The sequence below is a fragment of the Allopontixanthobacter sediminis genome (assembly GCF_009828115.1).
GTDB lineage: Bacteria > Pseudomonadota > Alphaproteobacteria > Sphingomonadales > Sphingomonadaceae > Allopontixanthobacter > Allopontixanthobacter sediminis.
On sequence record NZ_WTYL01000001.1, the window covers coordinates 1,009,427 to 1,032,325 of the forward strand.

The 22,899-nt window shown below is 61.3% G+C and carries 22 protein-coding genes and 1 tRNA gene; 5 read left to right on the forward strand and 18 right to left on the reverse strand.

What is annotated here, in order from left to right; genetic code table 11:
* Positions 1–80 precede the first annotated feature (80 nt).
* Complete coding sequence (gene ahcY / locus GRI65_RS05025) at positions 81–1,493, reverse strand: adenosylhomocysteinase (protein WP_332872599.1); 1,413 nt, start codon at positions 1,491–1,493, stop codon at positions 81–83.
* 185 nt (positions 1,494–1,678) lie between these two features.
* Here ahcY and GRI65_RS05030 point away from each other — a divergent pair, with 185 nt between their 5' ends.
* Positions 1,679–2,158: a peroxiredoxin gene (locus GRI65_RS05030; protein WP_160755389.1), complete on the forward strand. Its 480-nt coding sequence runs from the start codon at positions 1,679–1,681 to the stop codon at positions 2,156–2,158.
* Positions 2,159–2,244: 86 nt separating this feature from the next.
* Here the strand turns inward: GRI65_RS05030 and folE are convergent, their stop codons facing one another.
* The 5 genes from folE to GRI65_RS05055 form a co-directional block, all read right to left on the reverse strand.
* The gene (gene folE / locus GRI65_RS05035; protein WP_160755390.1) at positions 2,245–2,853 is read right to left on the reverse strand and encodes a GTP cyclohydrolase I FolE; all 609 of its coding nucleotides are present in this window, start codon (positions 2,851–2,853) and stop codon (positions 2,245–2,247) included.
* A gap of 1 nt (position 2,854) precedes the next feature.
* Positions 2,855–4,390 carry a phospholipase D-like domain-containing protein gene (locus GRI65_RS05040; protein WP_160755391.1) on the reverse strand — a complete coding sequence of 512 codons (1,536 nt, stop codon included), beginning with the start codon at positions 4,388–4,390 and terminating at the stop codon, positions 2,855–2,857.
* Positions 4,391–4,411: 21 nt separating this feature from the next.
* Positions 4,412–4,903: a hemerythrin domain-containing protein gene (locus tag GRI65_RS05045; RefSeq protein ID WP_160755392.1), complete on the reverse strand. Its 492-nt coding sequence runs from the start codon at positions 4,901–4,903 to the stop codon at positions 4,412–4,414.
* A 120-nt stretch (positions 4,904–5,023) separates the two neighbouring features.
* Positions 5,024–5,100 (reverse strand) — tRNA-Arg (locus tag GRI65_RS05050).
* A 94-nt stretch (positions 5,101–5,194) separates the two neighbouring features.
* Complete coding sequence (locus tag GRI65_RS05055; protein ID WP_160755393.1) at positions 5,195–5,626, reverse strand: NUDIX domain-containing protein; 432 nt, start codon at positions 5,624–5,626, stop codon at positions 5,195–5,197.
* Positions 5,627–5,704: 78 nt separating this feature from the next.
* Here GRI65_RS05055 and GRI65_RS05060 point away from each other — a divergent pair, with 78 nt between their 5' ends.
* Both GRI65_RS05060 and GRI65_RS05065 read left to right on the forward strand, forming a co-directional pair.
* The gene (locus tag GRI65_RS05060) at positions 5,705–5,887 is read left to right on the forward strand and encodes a Flp family type IVb pilin (RefSeq protein WP_160755616.1); all 183 of its coding nucleotides are present in this window, start codon (positions 5,705–5,707) and stop codon (positions 5,885–5,887) included.
* 110 nt (positions 5,888–5,997) lie between these two features.
* A complete protein-coding gene (locus tag GRI65_RS05065; RefSeq protein WP_160755394.1) occupies positions 5,998–6,162 on the forward strand; it encodes a Flp family type IVb pilin in 165 nt (54 codons plus the stop codon).
* Positions 6,163–6,256: 94 nt separating this feature from the next.
* On the opposite strand, the gene GRI65_RS05070 is transcribed toward GRI65_RS05065, so the two are convergent.
* The 4 genes from GRI65_RS05070 to GRI65_RS05085 all read right to left on the reverse strand — a co-directional run bounded on the left by GRI65_RS05070 (position 6,257) and on the right by GRI65_RS05085 (position 11,624).
* Positions 6,257–7,726: a M48 family metalloprotease gene (locus tag GRI65_RS05070; RefSeq protein WP_160755395.1), complete on the reverse strand. Its 1,470-nt coding sequence runs from the start codon at positions 7,724–7,726 to the stop codon at positions 6,257–6,259.
* Positions 7,727–7,826: 100 nt separating this feature from the next.
* Positions 7,827–8,774, reverse strand: a complete 948-nt coding sequence (locus GRI65_RS05075; protein ID WP_160755396.1) for an acetyl-CoA carboxylase carboxyltransferase subunit alpha — start codon at positions 8,772–8,774, stop codon at positions 7,827–7,829.
* 15 nt (positions 8,775–8,789) lie between these two features.
* Positions 8,790–9,710, reverse strand: coding sequence for a tyrosine recombinase (locus tag GRI65_RS05080; RefSeq protein ID WP_160755617.1), 921 nt, complete (start codon positions 9,708–9,710; stop codon positions 8,790–8,792).
* Positions 9,711–9,746: 36 nt separating this feature from the next.
* Positions 9,747–11,624, reverse strand: coding sequence for a hypothetical protein (locus tag GRI65_RS05085; protein ID WP_232843914.1), 1,878 nt, complete (start codon positions 11,622–11,624; stop codon positions 9,747–9,749).
* A gap of 232 nt (positions 11,625–11,856) precedes the next feature.
* Here GRI65_RS05085 and GRI65_RS05090 point away from each other — a divergent pair, with 232 nt between their 5' ends.
* Positions 11,857–12,459 carry a shikimate kinase gene (locus tag GRI65_RS05090; RefSeq protein ID WP_160755619.1) on the forward strand — a complete coding sequence of 201 codons (603 nt, stop codon included), beginning with the start codon at positions 11,857–11,859 and terminating at the stop codon, positions 12,457–12,459.
* A complete protein-coding gene (aroB, locus tag GRI65_RS05095; RefSeq protein WP_160755397.1) occupies positions 12,450–13,559 on the forward strand; it encodes a 3-dehydroquinate synthase in 1,110 nt (369 codons plus the stop codon). Before GRI65_RS05090 ends, aroB begins: the two co-directional genes overlap by 10 nt.
* A gap of 6 nt (positions 13,560–13,565) precedes the next feature.
* Here aroB and GRI65_RS05100 read toward each other — a convergent pair whose 3' ends face one another.
* From GRI65_RS05100 to GRI65_RS05135, 8 genes are read right to left on the reverse strand one after another with little or no spacing between them, the layout of a single operon-like run.
* Positions 13,566–15,611: an ATP-binding protein gene (locus tag GRI65_RS05100; RefSeq protein ID WP_160755398.1), complete on the reverse strand. Its 2,046-nt coding sequence runs from the start codon at positions 15,609–15,611 to the stop codon at positions 13,566–13,568.
* Positions 15,611–15,970 (reverse strand): lysozyme inhibitor LprI family protein, encoded by a 360-nt coding sequence (locus GRI65_RS05105; protein ID WP_202391116.1) that lies wholly within the window; start codon positions 15,968–15,970, stop codon positions 15,611–15,613. Before GRI65_RS05105 ends, GRI65_RS05100 begins: the two co-directional genes overlap by 1 nt.
* 23 nt (positions 15,971–15,993) lie before the next feature.
* Positions 15,994–16,794: a heme-dependent oxidative N-demethylase family protein gene (locus tag GRI65_RS05110; protein WP_160755400.1), complete on the reverse strand. Its 801-nt coding sequence runs from the start codon at positions 16,792–16,794 to the stop codon at positions 15,994–15,996.
* Positions 16,791–17,801, reverse strand: a complete 1,011-nt coding sequence (gene bioB / locus GRI65_RS05115) for a biotin synthase BioB (RefSeq protein WP_160755401.1) — start codon at positions 17,799–17,801, stop codon at positions 16,791–16,793. Before bioB ends, GRI65_RS05110 begins: the two co-directional genes overlap by 4 nt.
* On the reverse strand, positions 17,798–19,942 hold the full coding sequence (gene scpA / locus GRI65_RS05120) for a methylmalonyl-CoA mutase (protein WP_160755402.1): 2,145 nt from the start codon (positions 19,940–19,942) through the stop codon (positions 17,798–17,800). The genes bioB and scpA overlap by 4 nt, the downstream gene beginning before the upstream one ends.
* 49 nt (positions 19,943–19,991) lie before the next feature.
* Positions 19,992–20,774, reverse strand: a complete 783-nt coding sequence (locus GRI65_RS05125) for an enoyl-CoA hydratase-related protein (protein WP_160755403.1) — start codon at positions 20,772–20,774, stop codon at positions 19,992–19,994.
* 39 nt (positions 20,775–20,813) lie between these two features.
* On the reverse strand, positions 20,814–21,251 hold the full coding sequence (locus tag GRI65_RS05130) for a VOC family protein (RefSeq protein WP_160755404.1): 438 nt from the start codon (positions 21,249–21,251) through the stop codon (positions 20,814–20,816).
* Positions 21,252–21,259: 8 nt separating this feature from the next.
* Complete coding sequence (locus GRI65_RS05135) at positions 21,260–22,786, reverse strand: acyl-CoA carboxylase subunit beta (RefSeq protein ID WP_160755405.1); 1,527 nt, start codon at positions 22,784–22,786, stop codon at positions 21,260–21,262.
* Between the last annotated feature and the right edge of the window lie 113 nt (positions 22,787–22,899).

Genomic DNA, 22,899 nt, shown 5'->3' on the forward strand with positions numbered 1-22,899 from the left:
AGGGTAGTGACCAACAAAAGCACACAAGAAAAAGGCGGCCCCGCCGGATGACGGAGCCGCCTGTTTTTCAGGGCCCGGTTTTAGTACCGGTAGTGGTCCGGCTTGAAGGGGCCTTCCTGCGGTACACCGATGTAATCGGCCTGCTTCTTGCTCATCTGGGTCAGCTTGACGCCAAGCTTTTCAAGATGGAGCGCGGCAACCTTTTCGTCGAGATGCTTGGGCAGCACATAGACGTCGTTTTCGTACTGGTCGTTACGCAGGAACAGTTCGATCTGCGCCAGGACCTGGTTGGTGAAGCTGGCGCTCATCACAAAGCTCGGGTGGCCGGTCGCACAGCCAAGATTAACCAGGCGCCCCTTGGCGAGAATCAAGATCTGTTTACCGTCCGGGAAGGTGACCATGTCGGTCCCTTCCTTGATCTGCGTCCAGTCGTAATTGTCGAGCGCGCCAATCTGGATTTCGCTGTCGAAGTGGCCGATGTTGCAGACGATGGCCATGTTCTTCATCGCCTTCATGTGTTCGGCGGTGATCACGTCTTCGTTTCCAGTCGCGGTAACGAAGATGTCGCAGCGCTTCACTGCTTCTTCCATGGTTACGACTTCATAGCCTTCCATGGCGGCCTGCAGCGCGCAGATCGGATCGACTTCGGTCACCATCACCCGGGCGCCGCCCTGGCGCAGCGACGCGGCCGAACCCTTGCCAACATCGCCGAAACCGGCAACGCAGGCGACCTTGCCGGACAGCATCACGTCGGTGGCGCGGCGGATCGCGTCGACCAGGCTTTCACGGCAGCCATACAGATTGTCGAACTTCGATTTGGTCACGCTGTCGTTCACGTTGATCGCCGGGAACGGCAGTTTGCCCTGTTTGGCGATCTGATAAAGACGGTGGACGCCGGTGGTGGTTTCTTCCGAAACACCGCGAATGTTGTTCACCGATTTGGTCAGGTAGCCCGGGTTCTTGGCCACATAAGCCTTGAGCGCGCGCTGCATTTCGATTTCTTCGGCGTTCTGCGGATCGGGCATGGTTTCACCCGCTTCCAAGCGTGCGCCCCACAACGCGAACATGGTGGCATCGCCGCCATCGTCGAGAATGATGTTGGCGGTCTGGTCCGGATCGGCATGGGTCCACCAATCGAAGATCTTGCCGACGTAATCCCAGTAATCGGCCAGGCTTTCACCCTTGATGGCAAACACCGGAACACCCGAAGCTGCGATTGCCGCAGCAGCATGGTCCTGCGTCGAGAAGATGTTGCAGGTTGCCCAGCGGACTTCCGCGCCCAGCGCGGTCAGGGTCTCGATCAGGACCGCGGTCTGGATGGTCATGTGCAGTGAACCGGTGATCCGCGCGCCGGCCAGCGGCTTGCTGTTCCCGAATTCTTCACGCAGCGCCATCAGGCCGGGCATTTCGGTTTCAGCGATGCGGATTTCAGCACGGCCGTAATCGGCAAGCGAGATGTCCTTGATGATGTAATCGATGTTGTCGGCGGCCACGGGGATTCTCCTGGAAAGTGTCCATTCACGCCGTTGCGGACGCACGGCAATCTGGGGGCGCATGTAGCGATCAAGGGCCCCTGAAGCAAATATAAAGCGATCTTTATATGATGTTGTCATTGCTCCGCCACCGAGGCGCCCTATATCTGTGCCAGAACGCAGTTTTCACGAAAGGATATTACCCCATGGCAATCTCAGTTGGCGACAAGCTTCCCGACATCAAGCTGGTCAAAGCGACTCCGGAAGGGCCCGAAGCGGTCCAATCCTCCGAGTTTTTCGCGGGCAAGAAAGTCGCGCTGTTCGCAGTACCTGGCGCCTTCACGCCGACGTGTTCAGCCAAGCATCTGCCCGGCTACATCGAAAAGATGGACGAGTTGAAAGCCGCCGGTGTCGATGAAGTCGCCTGCACGTCGGTCAACGATGCGTTTGTGCTCGGCGCCTGGAGCAAGTCCAACGATGCCGGCGACATTTCCATGCTGGCCGACGGCAATGGAGAGTTCGCTTCTGCCCTTGGCCTCGATGCCGACTTCAACGGTTTTGGCATGGGCACTCGCAGCCAGCGCTATTCGATGGTGGTCAACGACGGTATCGTCGAACAGATCAATGTCGAAGCGCCGGGTGATTTCTCGGTCAGTTCCGCGGAACACCTGCTCGGCCAGCTGTAAAGTCCAGGACGAATAGAAAAAGGGGCGGTGCGACATCAGTCGCCCGCCCCTTTTGCTTGCCCTATGCGCTCGTGACGCGGGCGGGGTCAGTATCCCATCAGGCTTAGCACTTCCTTGCGGCTTCTCTGGTCTTCGAGGAAGCAGCCCATCAGCCGGCTGGTGACCATCCCGACACCCGGAGTGCGAACTCCGCGGGCGGTCATGCAGGCATGGCTGGCTTCGATCACCACCGCGACGCCGTGCGGTTGCAGGTTATCCCAGATGCACTGTGCCACTTCGGCGGTCAGTCGTTCCTGGATTTGCAGGCGCCTGGCAAAACCGTGGAGCACCCGGGCCAGCTTTGAAATTCCAACTACGTGATTGCGCGGCAGATATGCGATCGCGGCCTTGCCGATGATCGGCGCCATGTGGTGTTCGCAGTGCGACTGGAAGGGTATGTCGCGTAGCAGGACAACTTCGTCATACCCGCCGACTTCCTCAAACACCCGGCTGAGGTGGATTGCCGGGTCTTCCCCGTAACCCTGGCAGTATTCCTTCCACGCCCGCGCGACCCGCTTGGGGGTGTCGCGCAGCCCCTCGCGGTCCGGATCGTCGCCGGTCCATTCGATCAGGGTGCGGATCGCATCCTGGACATTTTGTGGAACCGGCGCCTTGCCGCGTTCCACATCTTCATCGGGCCCCACCAGACTGCTCACTTTATTTTTTCCTTTTCTTCACCTTGTCTCGGATCCTGCCGAGCAAGCTGTGTTGCTGGAACATTCCGCCATGGGCGTAAGGTTCGAACAGTTCATCGGGTGTTTCCGGATCCAGGATACTAGATTCGGCCAGAGTTTCCTGCACCCCGTTCAATTCCGGCAGTTCGAACCGCCGCAACGTGCGGTTCCGGCTGGTCCCCAATTCCCGGACCATTGCCCCCATGCTGCCATGCCGGGCAAGCAGACCTGGCACTTCATCGACCTCCAGTCCGCAATGCTCCGCCAAAAGCGAATGCCGCAATCGTGCAACCTCGTCCCGGCAATGATCGTTTCCGGGTCGTTCGCAATCTACAAAAACATCGCATTCGCTATCCAGACCCATCGAACGGTTGTTCATGTTCGCGGACCCGATCCGCAGGATGCGATCATCGATAATCATGATTTTGGCGTGGACGTATATCGGTGTCTCGCCAGTATAAGGGACGTAAAGTCCAAATCGCCCTGCTTCATCAAGATGACCTAAGGTCCGTATCAGCTCCGCGCGGGCATAGTCCATGGCCTGCTGTTCTAGCCAACCCTCGGCGTGTTCGGCATGGACAATAAGTATTTCCGGCGGGTTTTCTTCTGTCAGGCGCTTGCAAATCGCCTGCCCGATGCGGCGCGAAGTGAAATATTGGCTCTCGGCGTAGATATAGTCCTTGGCCGAAGCGATCTGCCGCTCGAACAGTTCGGCGATTTCGTCGATTGCCGGGTCACCGTCATATTCGGCGCGGGTGCGGGCAATGCCGAGTTCCACGTCCTTGAATTGTGCCTCGAGTTTATCGGGCCAGGCACTTTCCTTCTTCGCGTCCGCCGTGATCGGTTCGAGCCGGGGCCCCTTCGCTCGCGACCAGCGGTCACGCGCGAGATCCCCCAGCGCGGCAGCAGCCTCACCTTCGATCATCATGGTGGCATCGTGCCAGGGCCCATAAACCTTGCCGCGCGGTCGTTTGCGCCGACGGTCTTCCTCGCGGTGTTCACGCGTGTCCCACCGGTCGGTAGTCATGTCGATACCGCCGCAGACCGCAACATGATCGTCGATCACGACTATCTTCTGGTGATGGCTGCCGCCTACCGGGTGATGGGTGTCGAATTTGAAATCGATCCGTTTATGCCGCCACCACCGCATGAGATCGAGCAGCATCGATCCGCGGGAAAAGAATTTGAAGGCCCCGTAACTCCATTTCAGGATGCGGATTTCCAGTCCGCTGCGATGCCGGTTCAACCACAGGATGAAACTGCCGAGCCGCGAGGGGTAAGTGCGATCCGACCCCTTTTGGAACCACCGCCGACCTCTTGCTAGGTGGATTCGGGTGTCGAAATCCCAGCCGACCATCAGAATCCGCTGGCGTGCCGCCAGCATTGCCTGCTGCATGTGCATGAAATAGTTTTCCGCATCGACAATCACCGTCGCGCGGCTTGCCCGGACATAGCGCCACACACCCGGTTCGACCGAGGTATCCTCGACCGCATCGGCTTGATCGGCGTCTCCCTGCATGTTTCCTCCCCCGTGTGGCACTTACTCTTTGGCGTCGTCTTTTGCTTCGGGTGTTACCTCTGCATCGTCATATTCGTCTTCTTTCCGACGATCGAAGACCTCGCGCATGTAGCGGGTGTCTTCGGCTGTAAGATGCTTCGCGAAGTCTGGAAAGTGATCGTCTTCCTCTTCTTCAATGTGATGCCGGTAATCGTGGTCCAGTTGTTTGAACTTGGCCATCCATGCGCTCGAAGACATGTCGGTCGCCGCCAGATCGTTCATGGCTTCTTCGAGTTCGTGATGCTCGGCAACCGAATGACGGGTTTCGTCGGTAGTCGGCGGCTTGCGGAGCATTGTCGAATACAGTGCCTGTTCTTCGGCTGAGGCGTGCGATTTCACTTCCAGAGTGAATTTTTCGAACAGTTCCTTGCGCTCGTCCGTCTCACCGTGCGTTTCCGCAAGTTTGTCGAGCAACTCCCTGTGCTTGTCGTGATCCTGCTTAAGGCGATCGAAAATATCCGCTGCATCGGCCAATGTGGTTCTCCATGTAAGGTGTCACACGTCCAACAGCCCAAGTCCTGCACGGTTCCGAAACTAGGCCGCGCGGGACCTCAAAACGAAAAGGCCACCCCTGCAGGATGGCCTTTCAGATTTTGGTGCGCCCGGAAGGATTCGAACCTCCGACCCCTTGATTCGTAGTCAAGTACTCTATCCAGCTGAGCTACGGGCGCTGATGGAGGGCGGCACATAAGGGGGGCGTCGGCGCTTGGCAATCCCCTATCGGCCCCCAATCCGCCTAAATGAGGTAACTTGTCCGGTTGGCTGTCACGCTGGCCGTCCGAACAGCTGGCGAGCCAGGACTACATCGAGCGGGGGCTTAGCAAGCAGTTCGATCTCGGATGGGGTGAACCAACCCACCGCGCCACCTTCCAATGCTCGCGGTTGCGAGAGCTGGCTAAGGTCCCAAGGCGCACTAGTGTAAAGCATTATGACAATCTGCGGGCTGTCACATTCACTGGAACTTTCCGCAAAACCTGCGGGTTTGAGCGACACGGCATTAAGGCCAATTCCTAATTCCTCGGCGATCTCGCGAACCAGTGCAATCGCGGGCCTCTCGCCAAGTTCGACCTTTCCGCCAGGGAATTCCCATAGGCCCCCATGTTGTTTTTCTTCGCTACGATAATGCATCAACCAGCGCCCATCCGTTTCCGGCAAAGCGAGCGCTACAACCGGAATCCATGTCGGATTATTTTCCATGTGCAAGGCCCTTCGAAACCTTTTCTTAACGTTTGGCGGCGAATTAGTGGCAATTAAGACCGTAGGACAAGTGAAATGATGAAGTTGGGCCAATTCCTGAATAAACTGGAGTGCGACGCTTCGGGGGCCACCGCGGTCGAATACGGTCTGATATTGGCCCTGGTCTTTCTCGCCATGCTTGGCGCGATTCAGGGTTTCGGCGACGTGACTATCGCGATGTGGAACGACATTTCCTCAAAGATGATAGAAGCTTCGGCATAAAAAGGGTGCGGCATTAGGGATTTGTAAATTCCTTCGTCTTATCTCCAAAATCGTCCGTATCGAATGTTTCGGTCGGGCCGGGTAACGAAGACCAAACCAGGAGAATACACATGAAGTTCATCAACAAGCTGATCCGCAACGAAGACGGCGCTACCGCAATCGAATACGGCCTGATCGCCGCTCTGATCGCCGTTGCTGCGATCACCGCAATGCAGGGCCTCGGCGATCAGCTGGGCGCCACGTTCAACGAAGTTTCGGATGAGATGAAGGGCTAATCCCCTCCGTTCGCAAACGAACAAAGAGAGGCGGCGGGGTATTCCCCGCCGCCTTTTTTGTGTCTTCATCTAGAATGAACTGCCAGGGATTCGGTTACTTCACCACCAGCTTGACCTTCTGGCCGGCGGTCACAACATCTGATGAGCCAAGCCCGTTCAGCACACGTAAGCGCTGTTCCTGCGCAGTGGTGTAAGCCATGCGGTTCGCCAGCGTCCGGACTGTGTCGCCCGGTCGAACCGTGATCACATCAATGCGGCGCGGCACTACGGCCGCGGCTTCCGACGCCGAAATCCGCCGCATCGAATTGTACATGGGGGTGAATGTCGCCGCCCGGCCAGCCGGGGCAATGGTGGCGAAATGGAACGCCTGGCTCCGCGAGAATTCATAGGCAAAAACCGTCACGTCCACCTGGCTTCCGCCGCTGGTGACCCGCGCCGTGCCATACATCGCGGGAATTCCGTTGACAGTGTTGCGCTGCATGCTTGCCGGAGCAAGCGCCTGACCAGAACCTGCAAGCGCGCTGAAAGCCGTTCGCACGTAGCTGTCGAGATTGCCACTGTAAGGCGCAGTCGATAGCTGGCCGCTGCCGCTTTCGCCATTGATCGAAACCGCGCGGCTGCCGTTGACCATGTAGAAGCCGCTCGGCGCGGTGAACGCGAGGCGGAATTCGGGGTGCAGGTATTGCCGGCCCTCGATCACACCTTGCGACGGGTCGTCGCCATACATCATCCCGTCGATCCGGGTGAGAAACGTGTCGCGATTAGTGGTCCCCGATGCCTGGCCTGCCTTGGCGAAGGCAGATTGCACACGGCTTGCGGGATCGGGGTGCGTCGATGCCCACTCGGGAACCGATGCGTTGTTGCCCTGGAGTGACGAATCAAGGGCATTTTGTGCGGCAAGGCTCTGAAGCACAGTTGCCATAGCCCGCGGATCGTAGCCGGCCTTATTCAAATACTGGATGCCAAGCTCGTCAGCCTGCAATTCCTGGCTGCGCGAAAACTTCAGGGTCAGCAATTGCGACCCCTGCAAAAAGCCGCGAGATACAGTTTCCCCGAGCCCGCTATCGCCGAGTAGGATCCCAGACAGGATCGCTCCGGCAGCGCCGATGATACTGTTCTGCTGCGCGGTCGACTGGCGGCGCTGCGAATGGCGGGCTGCCACATGACCCACTTCGTGCCCGAGAACCCCGGCAAGTTCGGCCTCGTTGTTCATCAGGCCGACAAGTTGGCGCGTCGCATAAACATAGCCGCCAGGGATCGCGAAGGCGTTGTTCACCGAGCTGTTGAGCAGCGTAACCGTGAAGCTTTCCCGCGCGTTGCCGAGACCGGACTGGACAGCGATATTCTTGCCGACCTGTTCGACGTATGCCGCTTGGGGTCCTTGGTAGCTGCCGCCGAATTCCTGCAGGAACTGTGGATGGGCTTCGGCCCCCTGCTGCGCTTCGTTCGACGTGATCGGCGCGGACGTGCTGGGTATCGCCCCGCCGCCCATCGCGGTACAGCCGCTTAGCGCGAGCGATGCGATCGCCGTGGAAATAAACGCAGTCTGTTTGAAATTTGGCATGGTGGAATTCTCTCCCCGAATGGACGCGGCACAGGGTTCAAAGCCGGTCACCGCCTGGTATCGAGTTCAAAACCAGTGGAGTAGCCACTTTGTTCCGGTGTCAGAGTGTACCAATTTGCAAATAACGTTCTTCGCGCTGCTGGCGCAACTCTGCGGAGGTCTTACCTGAAAGTGCGTCCAGCTCCTCACCAATGATCCGGCCGAGAGATTGCGCGGCTTCCACCGGATCACGGTGGGCGCCTCCCTTGGGTTCCTGCACGATCCGGTCGATGATCTTCAACTGGAGCAATTGCTGGGCGGTGACCTTCATCGCTTCGGCGGCATCAGGCGCTTTTTCGGCAGTGCGCCACAGGATCGAGGCGCAGCCTTCCGGCGAAATCACCGAGTAAACCGCATGTTCGAACATCACCACACGTTCGGCGCTGGCCAACGCAACCGCGCCGCCCGAACCGCCTTCGCCGACGATCGTCGCCACCATCGGTACCGGCAGTGCGAGGCAAGCCTCTGTAGAACGAGCGATGGCTTCGGCCTGGCCGCGTTCTTCCGCTTCGACGCCGGGGAATGCGCCCGAGGTATCCACCAGCGTCACCACCGGCAGTCCGAACCGCCCAGCCAGTTCCATCAAGCGGATGGCCTTGCGGTAACCTTCGGGTTTGCCCATGCCGAAATTGTGCCGGATACGCGACTGCGTGTCGTGGCCTTTCTCGTGGCCGATCAGCATTACGCGCCGTCCGCCGAGGCTGGCGAAACCGCCCAGGATCGCTTCGTCTTCGCCGTACAGGCGGTCACCACCAAGGGGGACAAATTCCTCGAAAGCATGTTCGACGAAGTCCCGGAAATGCGGGCGCGACGGATGCCGCGCGACCTGCGTCTTCTGCCACGGAGTCAGCGCGGCATAGGTGCTGGCCAGCAAACTGGCGCTCTTTTTCTCGAGACGGCTCAATTCACCGGAGATATCGACATCGTCCCCCTCTGCGGCGAGACGCAGTTCTGCGATACGGGCTTCAAGCTGGGCAACCGGCTTCTCGAATTCGAGGTATGCAATCATTGCGCCGCGCTAGTCCTACTCGCTGCGATCGGCAAGGGGGCGGACTCTCGTTTTATCCCGTTGGCGCGCCAGGGGGTGCCGCTCGTTGACCAGCGCAACGAGCCGCGCGCTGTCCACGTGGGTGTAGATTTGCGTGGTGGCAATATCGGCATGGCCAAGCAATGTCTGGAGCACGCGAAGGTCCGCCCCGCCCTCCAGCAAATGGGTCGCAAATGCGTGGCGCAGGACGTGCGGGCTGATCTTTTCCGGCGGCAGGTCGGCCCGGACGGCAAGGTCTTTCAGCATCTGGAACAAGCGAACGCGCGACAGATGGCTACCGCGGGACGGGAACAGGAATTTATTGCCGGGCCGCGCTTTATTACCCCTCAGCGCCGCCCAATCCGCCAGCGCCGCCCTCGCCCGCTTGCTGACCGGCACCATGCGGGCTTGTCCGCCCTTGCCGTTTACCGTCAGTAGCGGGGCGTCGCGCGGGATCGCTGACAGCGGCAGCGACACCAGTTCGGTCGCGCGCAAGCCGGAACCGTAAAGCATCTCGAGCAGCGCCAATAACCGGACCGCAGCCGGCTTTCCGCTGGAAGCTTCAAGTTCCGCCTGACCGAACAGGGCGGAAATCTGGCTGTGCGAAAGGATTTTCGGCAGCGGTCGCCGCGGCGTCGCTCGCGGCAGGGCGGCAGAGGGATCGTCGGCGCGGACACCTTCATCCATGAGGAACCCGTAGAACTGCCGCAGCGCCGAGGCTTTCCGGGCCAGGCTGGACGGTGCGAGGTCGGACCATGCGGGGCCAAGCTTGGCCAGGTCCGAGGCTTGCGCGCTGGCCAAGTCGCCAATCCGTTCCTGCGCACCTTCGAGATCACGGCGATAGGCCAGCATCGTGTTGATGGCGGCGCCGCGTTCGGCGGCAAGCATCGCCAGGAAGCTGTCGATTTCACCAGAGATGGCGAGGCTTCCTTTCTGCCATGCTTCACGCCGGAATTACCCGCGCGCGACCGCTTCCGCAGCGATCATGCGGGCTTCGGCGGACATCCCGACGCGGTCGAGGGCCGAGACGATATGGTACAGGTGCATCGCGGTCATCTTGTCCCACCCCTCGCCCTGCATGCCGACACCGGCCAAATAGGCGACCAGGGCCGGGTTGCGGACTTCTGCCGCCCGGTCGATCAAGCGGCTCCACTTGGATTCGCGCCCGAGATTTACGGACACGCGGCCAGAAAGGTCGGAGATTGCCGACTGCTCAATCCGGCCGAGCCCGGCCAATCCTGCCAGCAGGAATTGCGACTTGCGCTGCTCTGCGCTGGTATCGTCATCGAAAAAGCTGTCGAGCGCGCCCGTATCAACCGAACTGTCCCGCTGAGGCTGCGCAAGCGCGAGCAGTGCCCAACCCTGGCTTCCCGGCTCCACTACCGAGGCCCAGCGCAAAGCGTTGCGGTCCAACCCGGCCGCGAGCATCGAGGCGATCAATTGCCCGGCATCAGCCTCGAAATCGGAACTGGGTGGCATCCGGGCGGCAGCATAGGCGGTCAGCACCGATCTGCTGTAAGGCGCAGGCCCCTCCCCGCTCCAGATGGACTTCATTGCGGCCAGACGGTCTCCCGGGCTGGTTCCGACATAAGCAGTTTGCAGCAGCTCGGCGGTTTGTGCGGGGGAGCCTTCGAAATCGTCGATTGCGTAGACCTGCGAGTACAGATCGACCAAGGCCGCCGAAGACAGGATGCCCTCGCTCGCGGCGCGCCCGGACGCGGCGATACGTTGCGGCAAAGCCAGCATAGGGGCGACTGCGGACACCCGGTCGTAATACGCCCCGGCATTTTCCAGCAGGCTGGCGGGTACCTCCGCGCCTACGGCGGTCGCCAGCGCGAAGCGCCAAGGGGTCATGTCCTCCACGGTATCCCATTCAAGCGTCACCGCCCGGCGTCCGCGTCCGGCAGCCCCGGCATAGCGCTGGGCAAGCAGCACATCGATGTCGGGCGCGATCTGCCGCGAGAGGGCACGGTTAAGCTGCGAATTAGCACGCGCACCCTGCCCCGAATACGCATCGCAGATCGACTGGAGCATCCGCCATTGCGGGTCCTCGCGTTCGCCGCCCTGCAGCTTGATCGCCGGACATGCGCCGACGAGATCCGCTGTACCGATATAGGCCGTCAGCGCGGTGTCAGTCAGCCGCTTGTCCCAATTGCTGGTGTCAACATCCTGGACCAATGTCCGCGCGGTCGAGAACTCTCCCAAGCGGTTAAGGGCATTCGCGCGCAGGGCCGCAAATTCGACCGGGTCCATCCCTTGCGGCGCTGCCAGACGACTGGCCAACGCGCGGCGCAGCATGATGTGCCCCCAGCGCGATACCACTGGCCCCTTGGTGCCTGCCAACGCAGCCCGAACGATCGAAGCGGGCTGGTTCGCCAAGGCCACCGGCGGCAGTCCGCCTTCCTCCGCGCTCAGTATCCCCACCCGCGACAGCGAACGGCGCGCTGCAGGCGGGATATCGAACTTCGGTTTGAGACCGAGCAATTCGTCCAGTTCATCGGAGTCCATCGACTCCAGTTCGCTCAGCGATGGCAAGCCGTCGGGGACGTCGATGGGTTCCTGGCTGGTTGGCGCGCTTGGCGATGGCAGCGGCTGGACGACCGGTGTTCCGTCCGCCGGAGGTGTGACCGGTGCAGTAGGTGCGCGCGTCGTCGGGGACGGACGGGGCGCGGGCGACGGAGTAGGAGCGGGATCGTCGAAACCCGGCGGCAACAAGGATGTCGGCGCAGCCTGTGCAATGGCCAGCGCCGAACACAACGCCAGTGCACCCGCTCCGGCAAACAGGGCCCGTCGCAGCGGCACTATCGCGGATTTTTCTGGTTTTCCGCTCATCGCGCAGGCTCCGGCAATTGGGCAGGTGGTTGGTCAGGGACTGATACGGGCTCGGCGATCGGACGCAAGGATTCTTCCCCGCCATCGATCCAAGCATAGGCCAGGACCGCCGCGACCACCGCGGCCAACAACGCTAGAATCCGTTTAGAGGACATGATGAAATCTGTCTGCACCGATAGTGAACCATAGTTGCGCCCCGCCTAGCGCATCTATAGGCGAAGCGGCAATGAATATGGACGATCAACCTTCGATCCCCGTGGGACACACCAGGCCGCTCGATACCGCAGCGATCCGGGCGGTTGCCGTGCGGATTACGCGTCCTATCGTGCTTGTCGGGCTGATGGGGGCCGGGAAATCGACCATCGGCCGCCGCCTGGCCGGAATGCTCGGCACTGAATTTCTCGACGCCGATGATGCGATCGAGGATGCGGCGCAGATGTCCATCGCCGAAATCTTCGAACAATTCGGTGAAGACTACTTCCGCGACGGCGAACGCCGTGTGATCGCCCGATTGATTGAAGATTGCACCCGCGAAAGGGGCGGCGTCATCGCCACAGGCGGCGGTGCGTTCTGCAACGCCGAAACCCGCGCGCTGATCCTGGACGAGGCGATCGCGGTGTGGATCGATTGCGATATCGACACGCTGGTCGAACGCACCGGGCGGCGCAAGACCCGGCCCCTGCTACTCGGCGGCGATCCGCGCGAGATACTCGCGCGGCTGTACCGCGAACGCAAGGATTTCTACGCCCAGGCACCGGTGACGGTGAGCAGCCGGAACGGCCCGCATCAGGACACCGCACTGGCGATAATCGAGGCAGTGGACAGATGGCTGTAATTCCCGTGGCCCTGGGCGGCCGGTCCTATGAAGTGCGCGTGGAAAGCGGTCTGCTGGCCGACGCCGCTACGCACTGCGCGCCATTCCTTCGCAAGACGCGGGTTCCGGTGATCACGGACGAGAATGTTGCGCAGCATTGGCGCGAGCCCGTAGAGCGCTCCCTCGCCGCCGCAGGGCACGAAGCCCGCTGGCATGTGCTGCCCGCCGGTGAACGGGCCAAGAGCTGGACCGAACTCGCCAGGACCGTCGACTGGCTGCTGTCCGAAGAGGTGGAACGCGGCGATCATATTCTCGCGCTCGGGGGCGGCGTAGTGGGCGATCTGACCGGCTTTGCCGCTGCAATTTTGAAGCGCGGCTGCGGATTCGTGCAGTTGCCGACCACTCTGCTGGCTCAGGTCGACTCCTCGGTCGGCGGCAAGACCGCGATCAACACCCCCGCGGGCAAGAACCTGGTCGGTGCGTTTCACCAACCGTCGCTGGTGCTGGCGGACCTCGACGCGCTTGGCACCCTGCCCCAGCGCGAAATGCGCGCCGGTTTTGCCGAGGTGATCAAATACGGCATCCTGGGCGATCCAGAATTTTTCGACTGGTGTGAAAGAAACGGCCATGCGGCTATTTCTGGCGACACGGACCTGCTCGAACAGGCCGTTGCCCGCAGCGTGGCCGCAAAGGCGCGGATCGTGGCGGAGGATGAACGCGAAACCACCGGCGCGCGTGCGTTGCTCAATCTTGGACATACATTCGGCCATGCGCTGGAGGCGCAAACCGGTTTCTCGGACCGCCTGCTTCACGGAGAGGGCGTTGCGCTGGGCATGGTCTTGGCCGCGCGCTATTCTGCGCGCCGCGGACTCATCGCGCCTGACGACGCGGCGAGGGTCGCGACCGCAATCGCGGCCGCCGGGCTACAAACCGAAATTTCGACGCTTGGCCTTACCTGCACCGGCACCGCGCTGGCCGACCACATGATGCACGACAAGAAGATGGATGCCGGTACCCTGCCGTTCATTTTGCTGCGCAGCATCGGTGCAGCATTCCTCGACCGCGAAGTCGCGTTGATCGATGTCTCCGCTTTTCTGGACGAGCAATTGCTGGCGGGTTAGCTGTTCCTATTCCAGCTCCAGTATAACCGCATCCACGGCCAGGCTTTCGCCCTGAGCTGCGTTGATTTTCGCCACCACTCCGGCCTTTTCGGCACGAAGGATGTTTTCCATCTTCATCGCCTCGACAGTGGCGAGCGGCTGGCCGGGCTGGACTTCCTCGCCCTCCTCGACATGCAGCTTCATCAGGAGGCCGGGCATCGGGCAGATCAGGAACTTGGAGAGATCGGGCGGGATCTTCTCGATCATGTGGCCCGCAAGATGCGCGATATGGGCCGGGAGTATTCGCAGCGCATGTTTCGCGCCGCGCGTCGTGATGGTGTAGCCTGAGCGCGTGGGTGCCAGCTGGATGGTTAGCGCGTCTGATTGTCCAGCGCCTCCCGAAGGGTCTTCGACATCGACATCGATCATTACGTCGCCCGGCGTATATTCCATTTCCAGCTCGATCTGGACACCATCGACGGTGACGCCTTCTTCCTCGAGGCTGACTGCATAATCACGGCCGTCCAATGTCACCACCCAATCGCCCGGGGGCGCAGTGCGGCCATTCAGCCGCTGGTCGATCCGCTGGGCGCGGTCGGCGTTGGCGGTGGCGATCACCCCTACAATTGCAGCCAGTGCGCGCTTGAGATGGTCCGATGTCGCCGCGCCTTCGAAGCCGTCGGGATATTCCTCGGCGATAAAGCCGGTGGTGAGTTCGCCGGAACGGAAGCGCGGATGCTGCATGATCGCGCTGAGAAAATCGACGTTATGCCCCAGGCCTTCGATCCGAAACGCATCGAGCGCCTGCACCTGCAAGTTCGCGGCTTCGTCCCGCGTTTCGCCCCAGGTCACCAGCTTGGCAATCATCGGGTCGTAGAACATGCTGACTTCGCCGCCCTCGAAGACGCCGTCATCGACCCGGATGCCTTCCACTCCGCGCCGACCGTTTGCCGCACCGTCATCGGCCCATGGTTCGACCGGCGGTTCGTAATGCACCAATCGGCCGGTGCTGGGCAGGAACCCGCGATAGGGGTCCTCGGCATAGACGCGGTTCTCGATGGCCCAGCCATCAATCCCGATATCGTCCTGCGCCATTGCCAGCTTCTCGCCCGCCGCGACACGGATCATCTGTTCGACCAGGTCGATGCCGGTAATCGCCTCGGTCACGGGATGTTCGACTTGCAGCCGGGTGTTCATTTCCAGGAAGTAGAAGCTCTCCCCGCTAGGGTCCGCGCCGCTGACGATCAGTTCGACGGTGCCTGCGCTATGATAGCCGACCGCCGCTGCCAGGGCGACGCATTGCTCGCCCATTGCCTTGCGCATCTTTGGCGTGACGAAGGGCGACGGCGCTTCCTCGACAACTTTCTGATGGCGGCGCTGGATGCTGCATTCGCGTTCGTTGAGGTAAAGAATATTGCCGTGCTTGTCGCCGAGGATCTGGATCTCGATATGGCGCGGGTTGAGGATGAATTTTTCGATAAACACGCGGTCGTCACCGAAGCTGTTCAGCCCTTCCCGCTTGGTCGCCTCGAACCCTTCGCGGACGTCCTGCTCATTATAGGCGAGCCGCATACCCTTGCCGCCGCCACCCGCGCTGGCCTTCATCATCACCGGGTAGCCGATTTCTTCCGAAATCCGCACCGCGTGCTCGGTATCGTCGATCTCGCCAACGAACCCAGGCACGACGTTGACACCGGCTTCCAGAGCCAGCTTCTTGCTTTCGATCTTGTCACCCATCGCGGCGATCGCGTTTACCGGCGGGCCGATGAACTCGATGCCTTCCTTGGCCAGCGCTTCGGCGAAGCTGGTCCGTTCGGACAGAAAGCCGTAACCCGGGTGGACCGCCTCGGCCCCGGTCTGCTTGCACGCCGCGATGATCTTTTCGGGCACCAGATAGCTTTCCGATGCCGCCGAAGGACCGATATGCACGGCCTCGTCCGCCATCTTGACGAACGGAGCGCGCGCGTCGGCGTCGGAATAGACCGCCACGGTGGCGATCCCCATCCGGCGCGCGGTCTTGATCACGCGGCAGGCGATTTCGCCGCGGTTGGCAATCAGGATCTTCTTGAACATCAGTATGTTTCCACCAATTCAGCCAGTTGGGCGGTTCGCGCCCGGGTCAGTTGTGCCAGGCAGCCCGATACGAGCAGCGGTTCCAGGCTGCCGCCGCGTGCGAAATAGCCCTCGTTCCGGCAGTGATTGTCACGGTAGGCCAGCCAGGCGCGCTGGGCCGCCAGCAGTGTTTCGAAATAGCCGGGACGGCTGTCGTATTCGCGGCCCAGACTCGCGTCGCGCTGCTTCATCTCCGCAGCGGTGATTTTCCACTGCGCGTTGAGTTCGGCATCGGCTGCCTTGTAGTCTTGATGCGCGCATTGGTTCATCGCCATCTGCGTCATCGCATTGTCGCAATCGGGCGCAGGTTCGCTCGCCATCAGAGATAGTGGCAGCAAAGCAATCATGCGGCATTACCTTCGCGCTGCGCGGCGAAACCTGTCAGGGCAGCGGCGTAATGGGGCGCACCGCGCCGGTCGCCTTCGCCTTGCAGCAGTGATTCCATCGCAGCGGCTAGAATCGAAACATTGGACTGCATGAGGCTGCCGAGACGGGCGACATAAACTCCGATGGTGAACAGGATCGCGCCCGTTTCGGGAAGGCGCCGCAAGGTCTGGCGCTCACTACGGATGAACAGCGTATCGCCAGCGTTGTCCGCGGTGACGTGGCTGAAGGCGACGTCCGGCGCGCTGTCCGCGATCCAGCGCATGTCCGACGTCGGGGTGATGAACCAGTTGCACCGCCCGAAAATGCGACCGGGCTTCAGTTTTGCCATGAAATGATCGACCCCGCTGGCCAATTGCTGTGCATAGCCCTGAATCGGCGCGTGCATCGCGGAAAGCGGCAGGCCCATCTTGTCCTTGGGGTGCCAATCGGTGGGCCAGGCAACGGCTGCACCTATGAGGCGGTATTCATCCTCGTCCGCGCGGCGGGTGAGCAGGCACATGTCCTCGTGGTGCGCCATCGCCGCTTCGGGTAGCGAACCGTTTAGGCCCAGCATTTGCGCGAGTTCCTCGCCCGGCGCATCGGCTTCACGCGTCAATAGAATGCCGCCGGGATGCGCGGCAAACCCGGCTTTGCGCGCCGAGAGGTCTGGATTGCGCTGCAACCACTCATCTTCCGACAGACTGACCAGCCCCATCTTGAGCTGGCCGCCGCCGCGGGCGCGGGGCAGTAATTCATCGACGGAGAAGCCAAGGCTCACTCGGCCGGTTCCGCCACTTTGCAGGCGCGGAGCGGTTCTTCTCCCTGCAATGCGGTAAGGCCGAGGCGCGCGAACAATGCCGCATCGCTATCGTCGCCGGCATTTGGCGCGGTCAGCAATTTGTCGCCGGTGAAGATCGAATTCGCGCCCGCCATAAAGCACAGCGCCTGCGCCGCGTCGGACATGCTTTCGCGCCCGGCAGACAGCCGCACCATGCTCAGCGGCATCGTGATCCGCGCGACCGCGACGGTGCGGACGAATTCGATATCGTCGATCTTGGCCAAGGGGGTATCGGCCAGCATATCGCCCAGCACGGTGCCCTTGACCGGCACCAAGGCGTTGACCGGGACGCTCTCGGGGTGCTGCGGCAGCGTGGCGAGCGTGTGGATGAAGCCGACCCGGTCTTCCCGCGTTTCGCCCATGCCGACAATCCCGCCGCTGCACACGTTGATGCCCGACTTGCGCACATGATCCAGCGTTTCGAGCCGCTCGCCCATCGTACGCGTTGTGATGACGCGCTCGTAATATTCCGGGCTGCTGTCGATGTTGTGGTTGTAATAATCGAGGCCAGCGTCCGCCAGCATGCCCGCCTGTTTCGGAGTCAGCATACCAAGCGTCATGCAAGTTTCGAGACCCATGGCGCGCACGCCCTTCACGATCTCGACAATCGCGGGCATATCGCGGTCCTTGGGGTTGCGCCATGCCGCGCCCATGCAGAAACGCTGGCTGCCGTGGTCCTTGGCCTGCGCCGCGGACTGCAACACCGCCTGCACATCCATCAGCTTGGTCGCTTCGACCCCGCTGTCCGCCTTCACCGACTGGCTGCAATAGCCGCAATCTTCCGGACAACCGCCGGTCTTGATGCTGAGCAAGGTGCACAATTGCACCTGATCCGCAGGGTGATTCTGGCGGTGGATGGACGCTGCCTGGAACAGCAGCTCCGTGAACGGAAGGTCGAACAGCGAGGCGATTTCAGTGCGGGACCAATCGGTGCGGATCTCGGTCATTCTGCGGCCTCCAAGGTTTCGCCAGCAGGCGGCATATTATGGCCAAGCAGGCGGAGCATATCCGCGCCGCATTCCACCACGTTGCTGCCCGGGCCGTAGATGCCCTGCACTCCGGCTTCGCGGAGGAATTCGTAATCCTGCGGCGGGATCACGCCGCCCGCGACGACCTTGATATCGGCACGGCCCGCGTCCTTCAGCAGGCGGACCAGTTCGGGGATCAGTGTCTTATGCCCGGCGGCGAGGCTGCTGGCGCCGATCGCGTCGACATCTTTTTCCAGTGCCATCGCGGCGGCTTCTTCGGGGGTCTGGAACAGCGGACCGGAAACCACTTCGAAACCCATGTCGGTGAAAGCGCTGGCGATCACATTCGCGCCGCGATCGTGGCCATCCTGGCCCATCTTGGCGACCATGATCTTTGGCTTGCGGCCAAGACGGCGTTCCACAGCATTGACGCCGTCAAGCACCTGCGCCCAGCGCTGGTCGAATTCGTAGGCGGTCTTGTAAACGCCCTTTACCGGCGTCGGAACGGTATCGTAGCGGCCGAAAACGGCCTCCATAGCCGTAGAAATCTCGCCCAGGGTAGCGCGCTCGCGGGCCGCGTCGACTGCGAGAGCCAGAAGATTGCCGCCACCCTTCGCGCCTTCGGTCAGGGCCTTCAGCGCCGCCTTGCACGCGGCCTCGTGACGACCCGCGCGGTTCTTTTCCAGCCGCGTTATCTGGCCCTCGCGCACCGCGTGGTTGTCGATGTCGAGCGTGTCCATATGATCTTCGGTGCCAAGACGGTATTTGTTGACCCCGATGATCACGTCTTCGCCGCGGTCGACGCGGGTCTGCTTGGCAGCGGCTGCTTCCTCGATCCGCTGCTTGGGCATTCCCGAGGCAACCGCCTTGGTCATGCCGCCAGCCGCGTCCACCTCGGCCATCAAAGCTTCTGCTTCCTCGACCAGCTTCGCAGTCAGCGCTTCGATATAATAGCTGCCGCCAAGGGGATCGACCACATTGGTGATGCCGGTTTCTTCCTGCAGCACCAATTGCGTGTTGCGCGCGATACGGGCGCTGAAATCGGTCGGCAGTGCGATCGCTTCATCCAGCGCGTTGGTGTGGAGCGACTGCGTGCCGCCCAGCGTCGCCGCCATCGCTTCCACGGTCGTGCGGATGACGTTGTTATACGGGTCCTGCTCCTGCAAACTGACACCCGAAGTCTGGCAATGGGTACGCAGCATCTTGGAGCGTTCGGATTTTGCGCCCAGATCGTCCATCACCTTGTACCACAGGGTGCGAGCCGCGCGCAGCTTGGCGATTTCCATGAAGAAGTTCATGCCGATGCCGAAGAAGAACGAGAGCCGCCCGGCGAAGGCGTCGATATTCAGCCCGGTGGCCATCGCCGATTTCACGTATTCCTTGCCGTCGGCAATGGTGAACGCGAGTTCCTGCACCGCCGTCGCCCCGGCTTCGTGCATATGATAACCGCTGATCGAGATGCTGTTGAACTGCGGCATATGGGCGGAAGTGTAGGTGATGATGTCCGACACGATCCGCATGCTCGGCGCAGGGGGATAGATGTAGGTGTTGCGCACCATGAATTCCTTGAGGATATCGTTCTGGATGGTGCCGGACAGTTTCTCGCTTCCAACCCCCTGCTCCTCGCCCGCAACGATGTAGAACGCGAGGATCGGGATCACCGCGCCGTTCATGGTCATGGAAACGGACATCGTATCGAGCGGGATCTGGTCGAACAAAATCTGCATGTCCTCGACCGTGTCGATCGCCACGCCCGCCTTGCCGACATCGCCGACAACGCGGGGATGATCGCTGTCATAACCCCGATGGGTGGCCAGATCGAAAGCGACCGACAGGCCTTTCTGACCCGCTGCCAGATTGCGGCGGTAGAAAGCGTTCGATTCCTCGGCAGTGGAAAAGCCCGCATATTGCCGGATCGTCCAAGGGCGGCCGGCATACATGGTGGCCTTCACACCGCGAGTGAACGGGGCGAAGCCCGGTAGGCCTGGATCCAGCGCATCCTCCGCGGTATACAGCGGCTTGATCGGGAATCCTTCGGGCGTGTTCCACGTCAGGTCGGCGCCCTTGACCTCCTTGTCGGCAAGGGTCTGCCAGTCGGTTTTGGTCGGTTTTTCGGTCATAGCCTAAACAGTATCCGTTGGGTTCAGTCGGAAGGGGTAATCGAGGGCGTTACTCCCCCTTGAACTCGGCCTTGCGCTTTTGCAGGAAGGATACCGCGCCTTCAACCGCGTCCTTGCTGTCCCCGGCGATCCGCTGGCCCTCGGCTTCGCTGTGCAAGGCCACGGCATAGCTCATTTCGAGCGCCTTCGCGATGTTCCGGCGCATGACGCCCAGGGCAAGGGTCGGTCCCTTGGCGAGCCGCTGAGCCAGCGCCTGCGCATCCGCAAGCAGGCCGGCATCTTCGACGCTCTTGTAGATCAGCCCCCATTCCGCGGCCTTGTCCGCGGGAATTTTCTCGCCGAGCAGCATCATTTCCGTTGCTCGCGCTTTTCCCACCATTCGGGGCAGCATCCAGCTCGCGCCGCCATCGGGCACGAGGCCGATATTGACGAACGCCTGCAGGAAATAAGCACTTTTGCCCGCGATGGCGAAGTCGCTTGCAAGCGCGATGGAGCAGCCGATTCCGGCCGCCGGTCCATTTACCGCGGTGACGATCGGCACCGGGCAGCGGGTAAACTCCATCATCATCGGGTTGTAGCTGCGCGAAAGCGAATCGTAGGCTCCGCGTCCACCGCCAATCGACTGGTCTCCGCGGCCTGCCAGATCGGCACCCGAACAAAACGCCCGGCCCGCGCCGGTAATCAGGATCGCCCGCGCCTCGCCCGGATCGGCCAGCACATCACGGATTTCCGCCGCCATGTCCGGCGGGCAGGCGTTCAGCCGCTCGGGCCGGTTGAGGGTAATCGTGGTAACGTCGTCCGCCGTTTCGACGAGGATGTGTTCGTAAGCCAAAGTATAACCTTCCAGAATTCGTCCGAAATGACGGCCGAGTTAATGCCCGCTCTTCGGCGTTTCCATGATTTCGGTCAGCTGGCCCATCATGTCCTTCGGGTGAAGGAAGAAGATCGGCGTGCCATGCGCGCCAGGGCGCGTCGGGCCGAGAATGCGTTTGCCCTGTCCCTCGAACCATTCCCGCGCCGCGTGGATATCGGCCATTTCGTAGCACAGATGATGCTGCCCCCCCTGCGGGTTCTTCGCGAGGAAATTGGTGAAGGCGGTGTCACCGGGCAACGGTTGGATCAGTTCGATCTGCGTCCCGTTCATTCCGGACTCTGTCGGCGTATCGACAAACGCCACCAGCAGATTGCGATCGGCCAGTTCGAACGGCTCGACGACCGACGTCGCGCCCATCACCTCGCGGTAGAATTTGAGACTTTCGTCCATTGACGGCGTTGCGACACCGATGTGGTTGAGGCGGCCTAGTTTCATTTCAATTCTCACAAAGGAATGTTGTCATGCTTTTTCCACGGGTTCTCCAGCACCTTGCCGCGCAGTTTCCGCAGGCCCATCGCGATTCGGCGCCGGGTCGAATGCGGGTAGATCACGTTGTCGATATAACCGCGGCTGGCGGCGACGAAGGGGTTGGCGAAGCGGTCTTCGTATTCCTTGGTCCGTTCGGCGATTTCTTCCGGGGTCTTGCCGCGGAAAATGATCTCCACCGCGCCTTTCGCACCCATCACGGCGATTTCGGCGGTCGGCCAGGCGTAGTTCAAATCGCCGCGTAAATGCTTGGACGCCATGACGTCATAAGCACCGCCGTACGCCTTGCGGGTGATTACGGTGATTTTGGGCACAGTCGCCTCGGCATAGGCAAACAGTAGTTTCGCGCCATGCTTGATGATCCCGTTATGCTCCTGCGAAGTGCCGGGGAGGAAACCGGGGACATCCACGAAGGTCAGGATCGGAATGTCGAACGCATCGCAGAACCGCACAAAGCGCGCGGCCTTCTTGCTCGAATTGATGTCGAGACAGCCCGCCAGAACCATCGGCTGGTTCGCCACCACGCCTACGGTGCGGCCTTCGATCCGGCCGAAGCCGCACAGGATGTTGCCCGCATGGGCTGGCTGGATTTCGAAGAATTCACCTTCGTCGAGCACCTTCCGGAGCACTTCGTGCATGTCGTACGGCTGGTTGGCGTTATCCGGGATCAGCGTGTCGAGGCTCGGCTCCTCACGGTCGAAGGGATCGTCGGTCGGCCGTTCGGGCACCTGCTCGCGGTTCGACAGCGGCAGGTAATCGAAGAAATTACGCGTCGCCAGCAGGGTTTCGATGTCGTTTTCGAACGCCAGGTCGGCCACGCTGGTTTTGGTGGTATGGGTCACCGCGCCGCCAAGTTCTTCCTGCGTCACTACTTCGTTGGTCACCGTCTTGACCACGTCAGGTCCGGTCACGAACATGTAGGAGCTGTCCTTCACCATGAAGATGAAGTCGGTCATCGCCGGGGAATACACCGCGCCGCCCGCGCATGGCCCCATGATCAGGCTGATTTGCGGGACCACGCCGCTGGCCAGCACATTGCGCTGGAACACATCGGCATAACCGCCAAGGCTAGCCACGCCTTCCTGGATACGCGCGCCGCCGCTGTCGTTCATGCCGATTACCGGCGCACCGACTTTCATCGCGTTTTCGAGAACCTTGCAGATCTTCTCCGCATGACGTTTCGACAAGCTGCCGCCGAAAACGGTAAAATCCTGGCTGAAGACGTAGACCAGCCGGCCATTGATCGTACCGCTGCCGGTGACCACGCCGTCACCCGGGATTTTCTGGTCGGCCATGCCAAAATCAGCGCAGTCATGTTCGACAAACATGTCGAGTTCTTCGAAGCTGCCCTCGTCCAGCAGGACGTCGATCCGCTCGCGCGCGGTCAGCTTGCCCTTAGCATGCTGCGCGTCAATCCGCTTCTGCCCGCCGCCCATCCGGGCAGCTTCGCGGCGGCGTTCCATTTCGGCGATATTGGCTGACATTCAGGTCCCTCGAATTGCGTGGCCGTGCCTAGCCATGCCCTACCTGTAGGGTCAAGTGCGGGGCGAACAGGGTTTCTATACATTCGGATAGCCTAGTGCATAGGAATGCACGA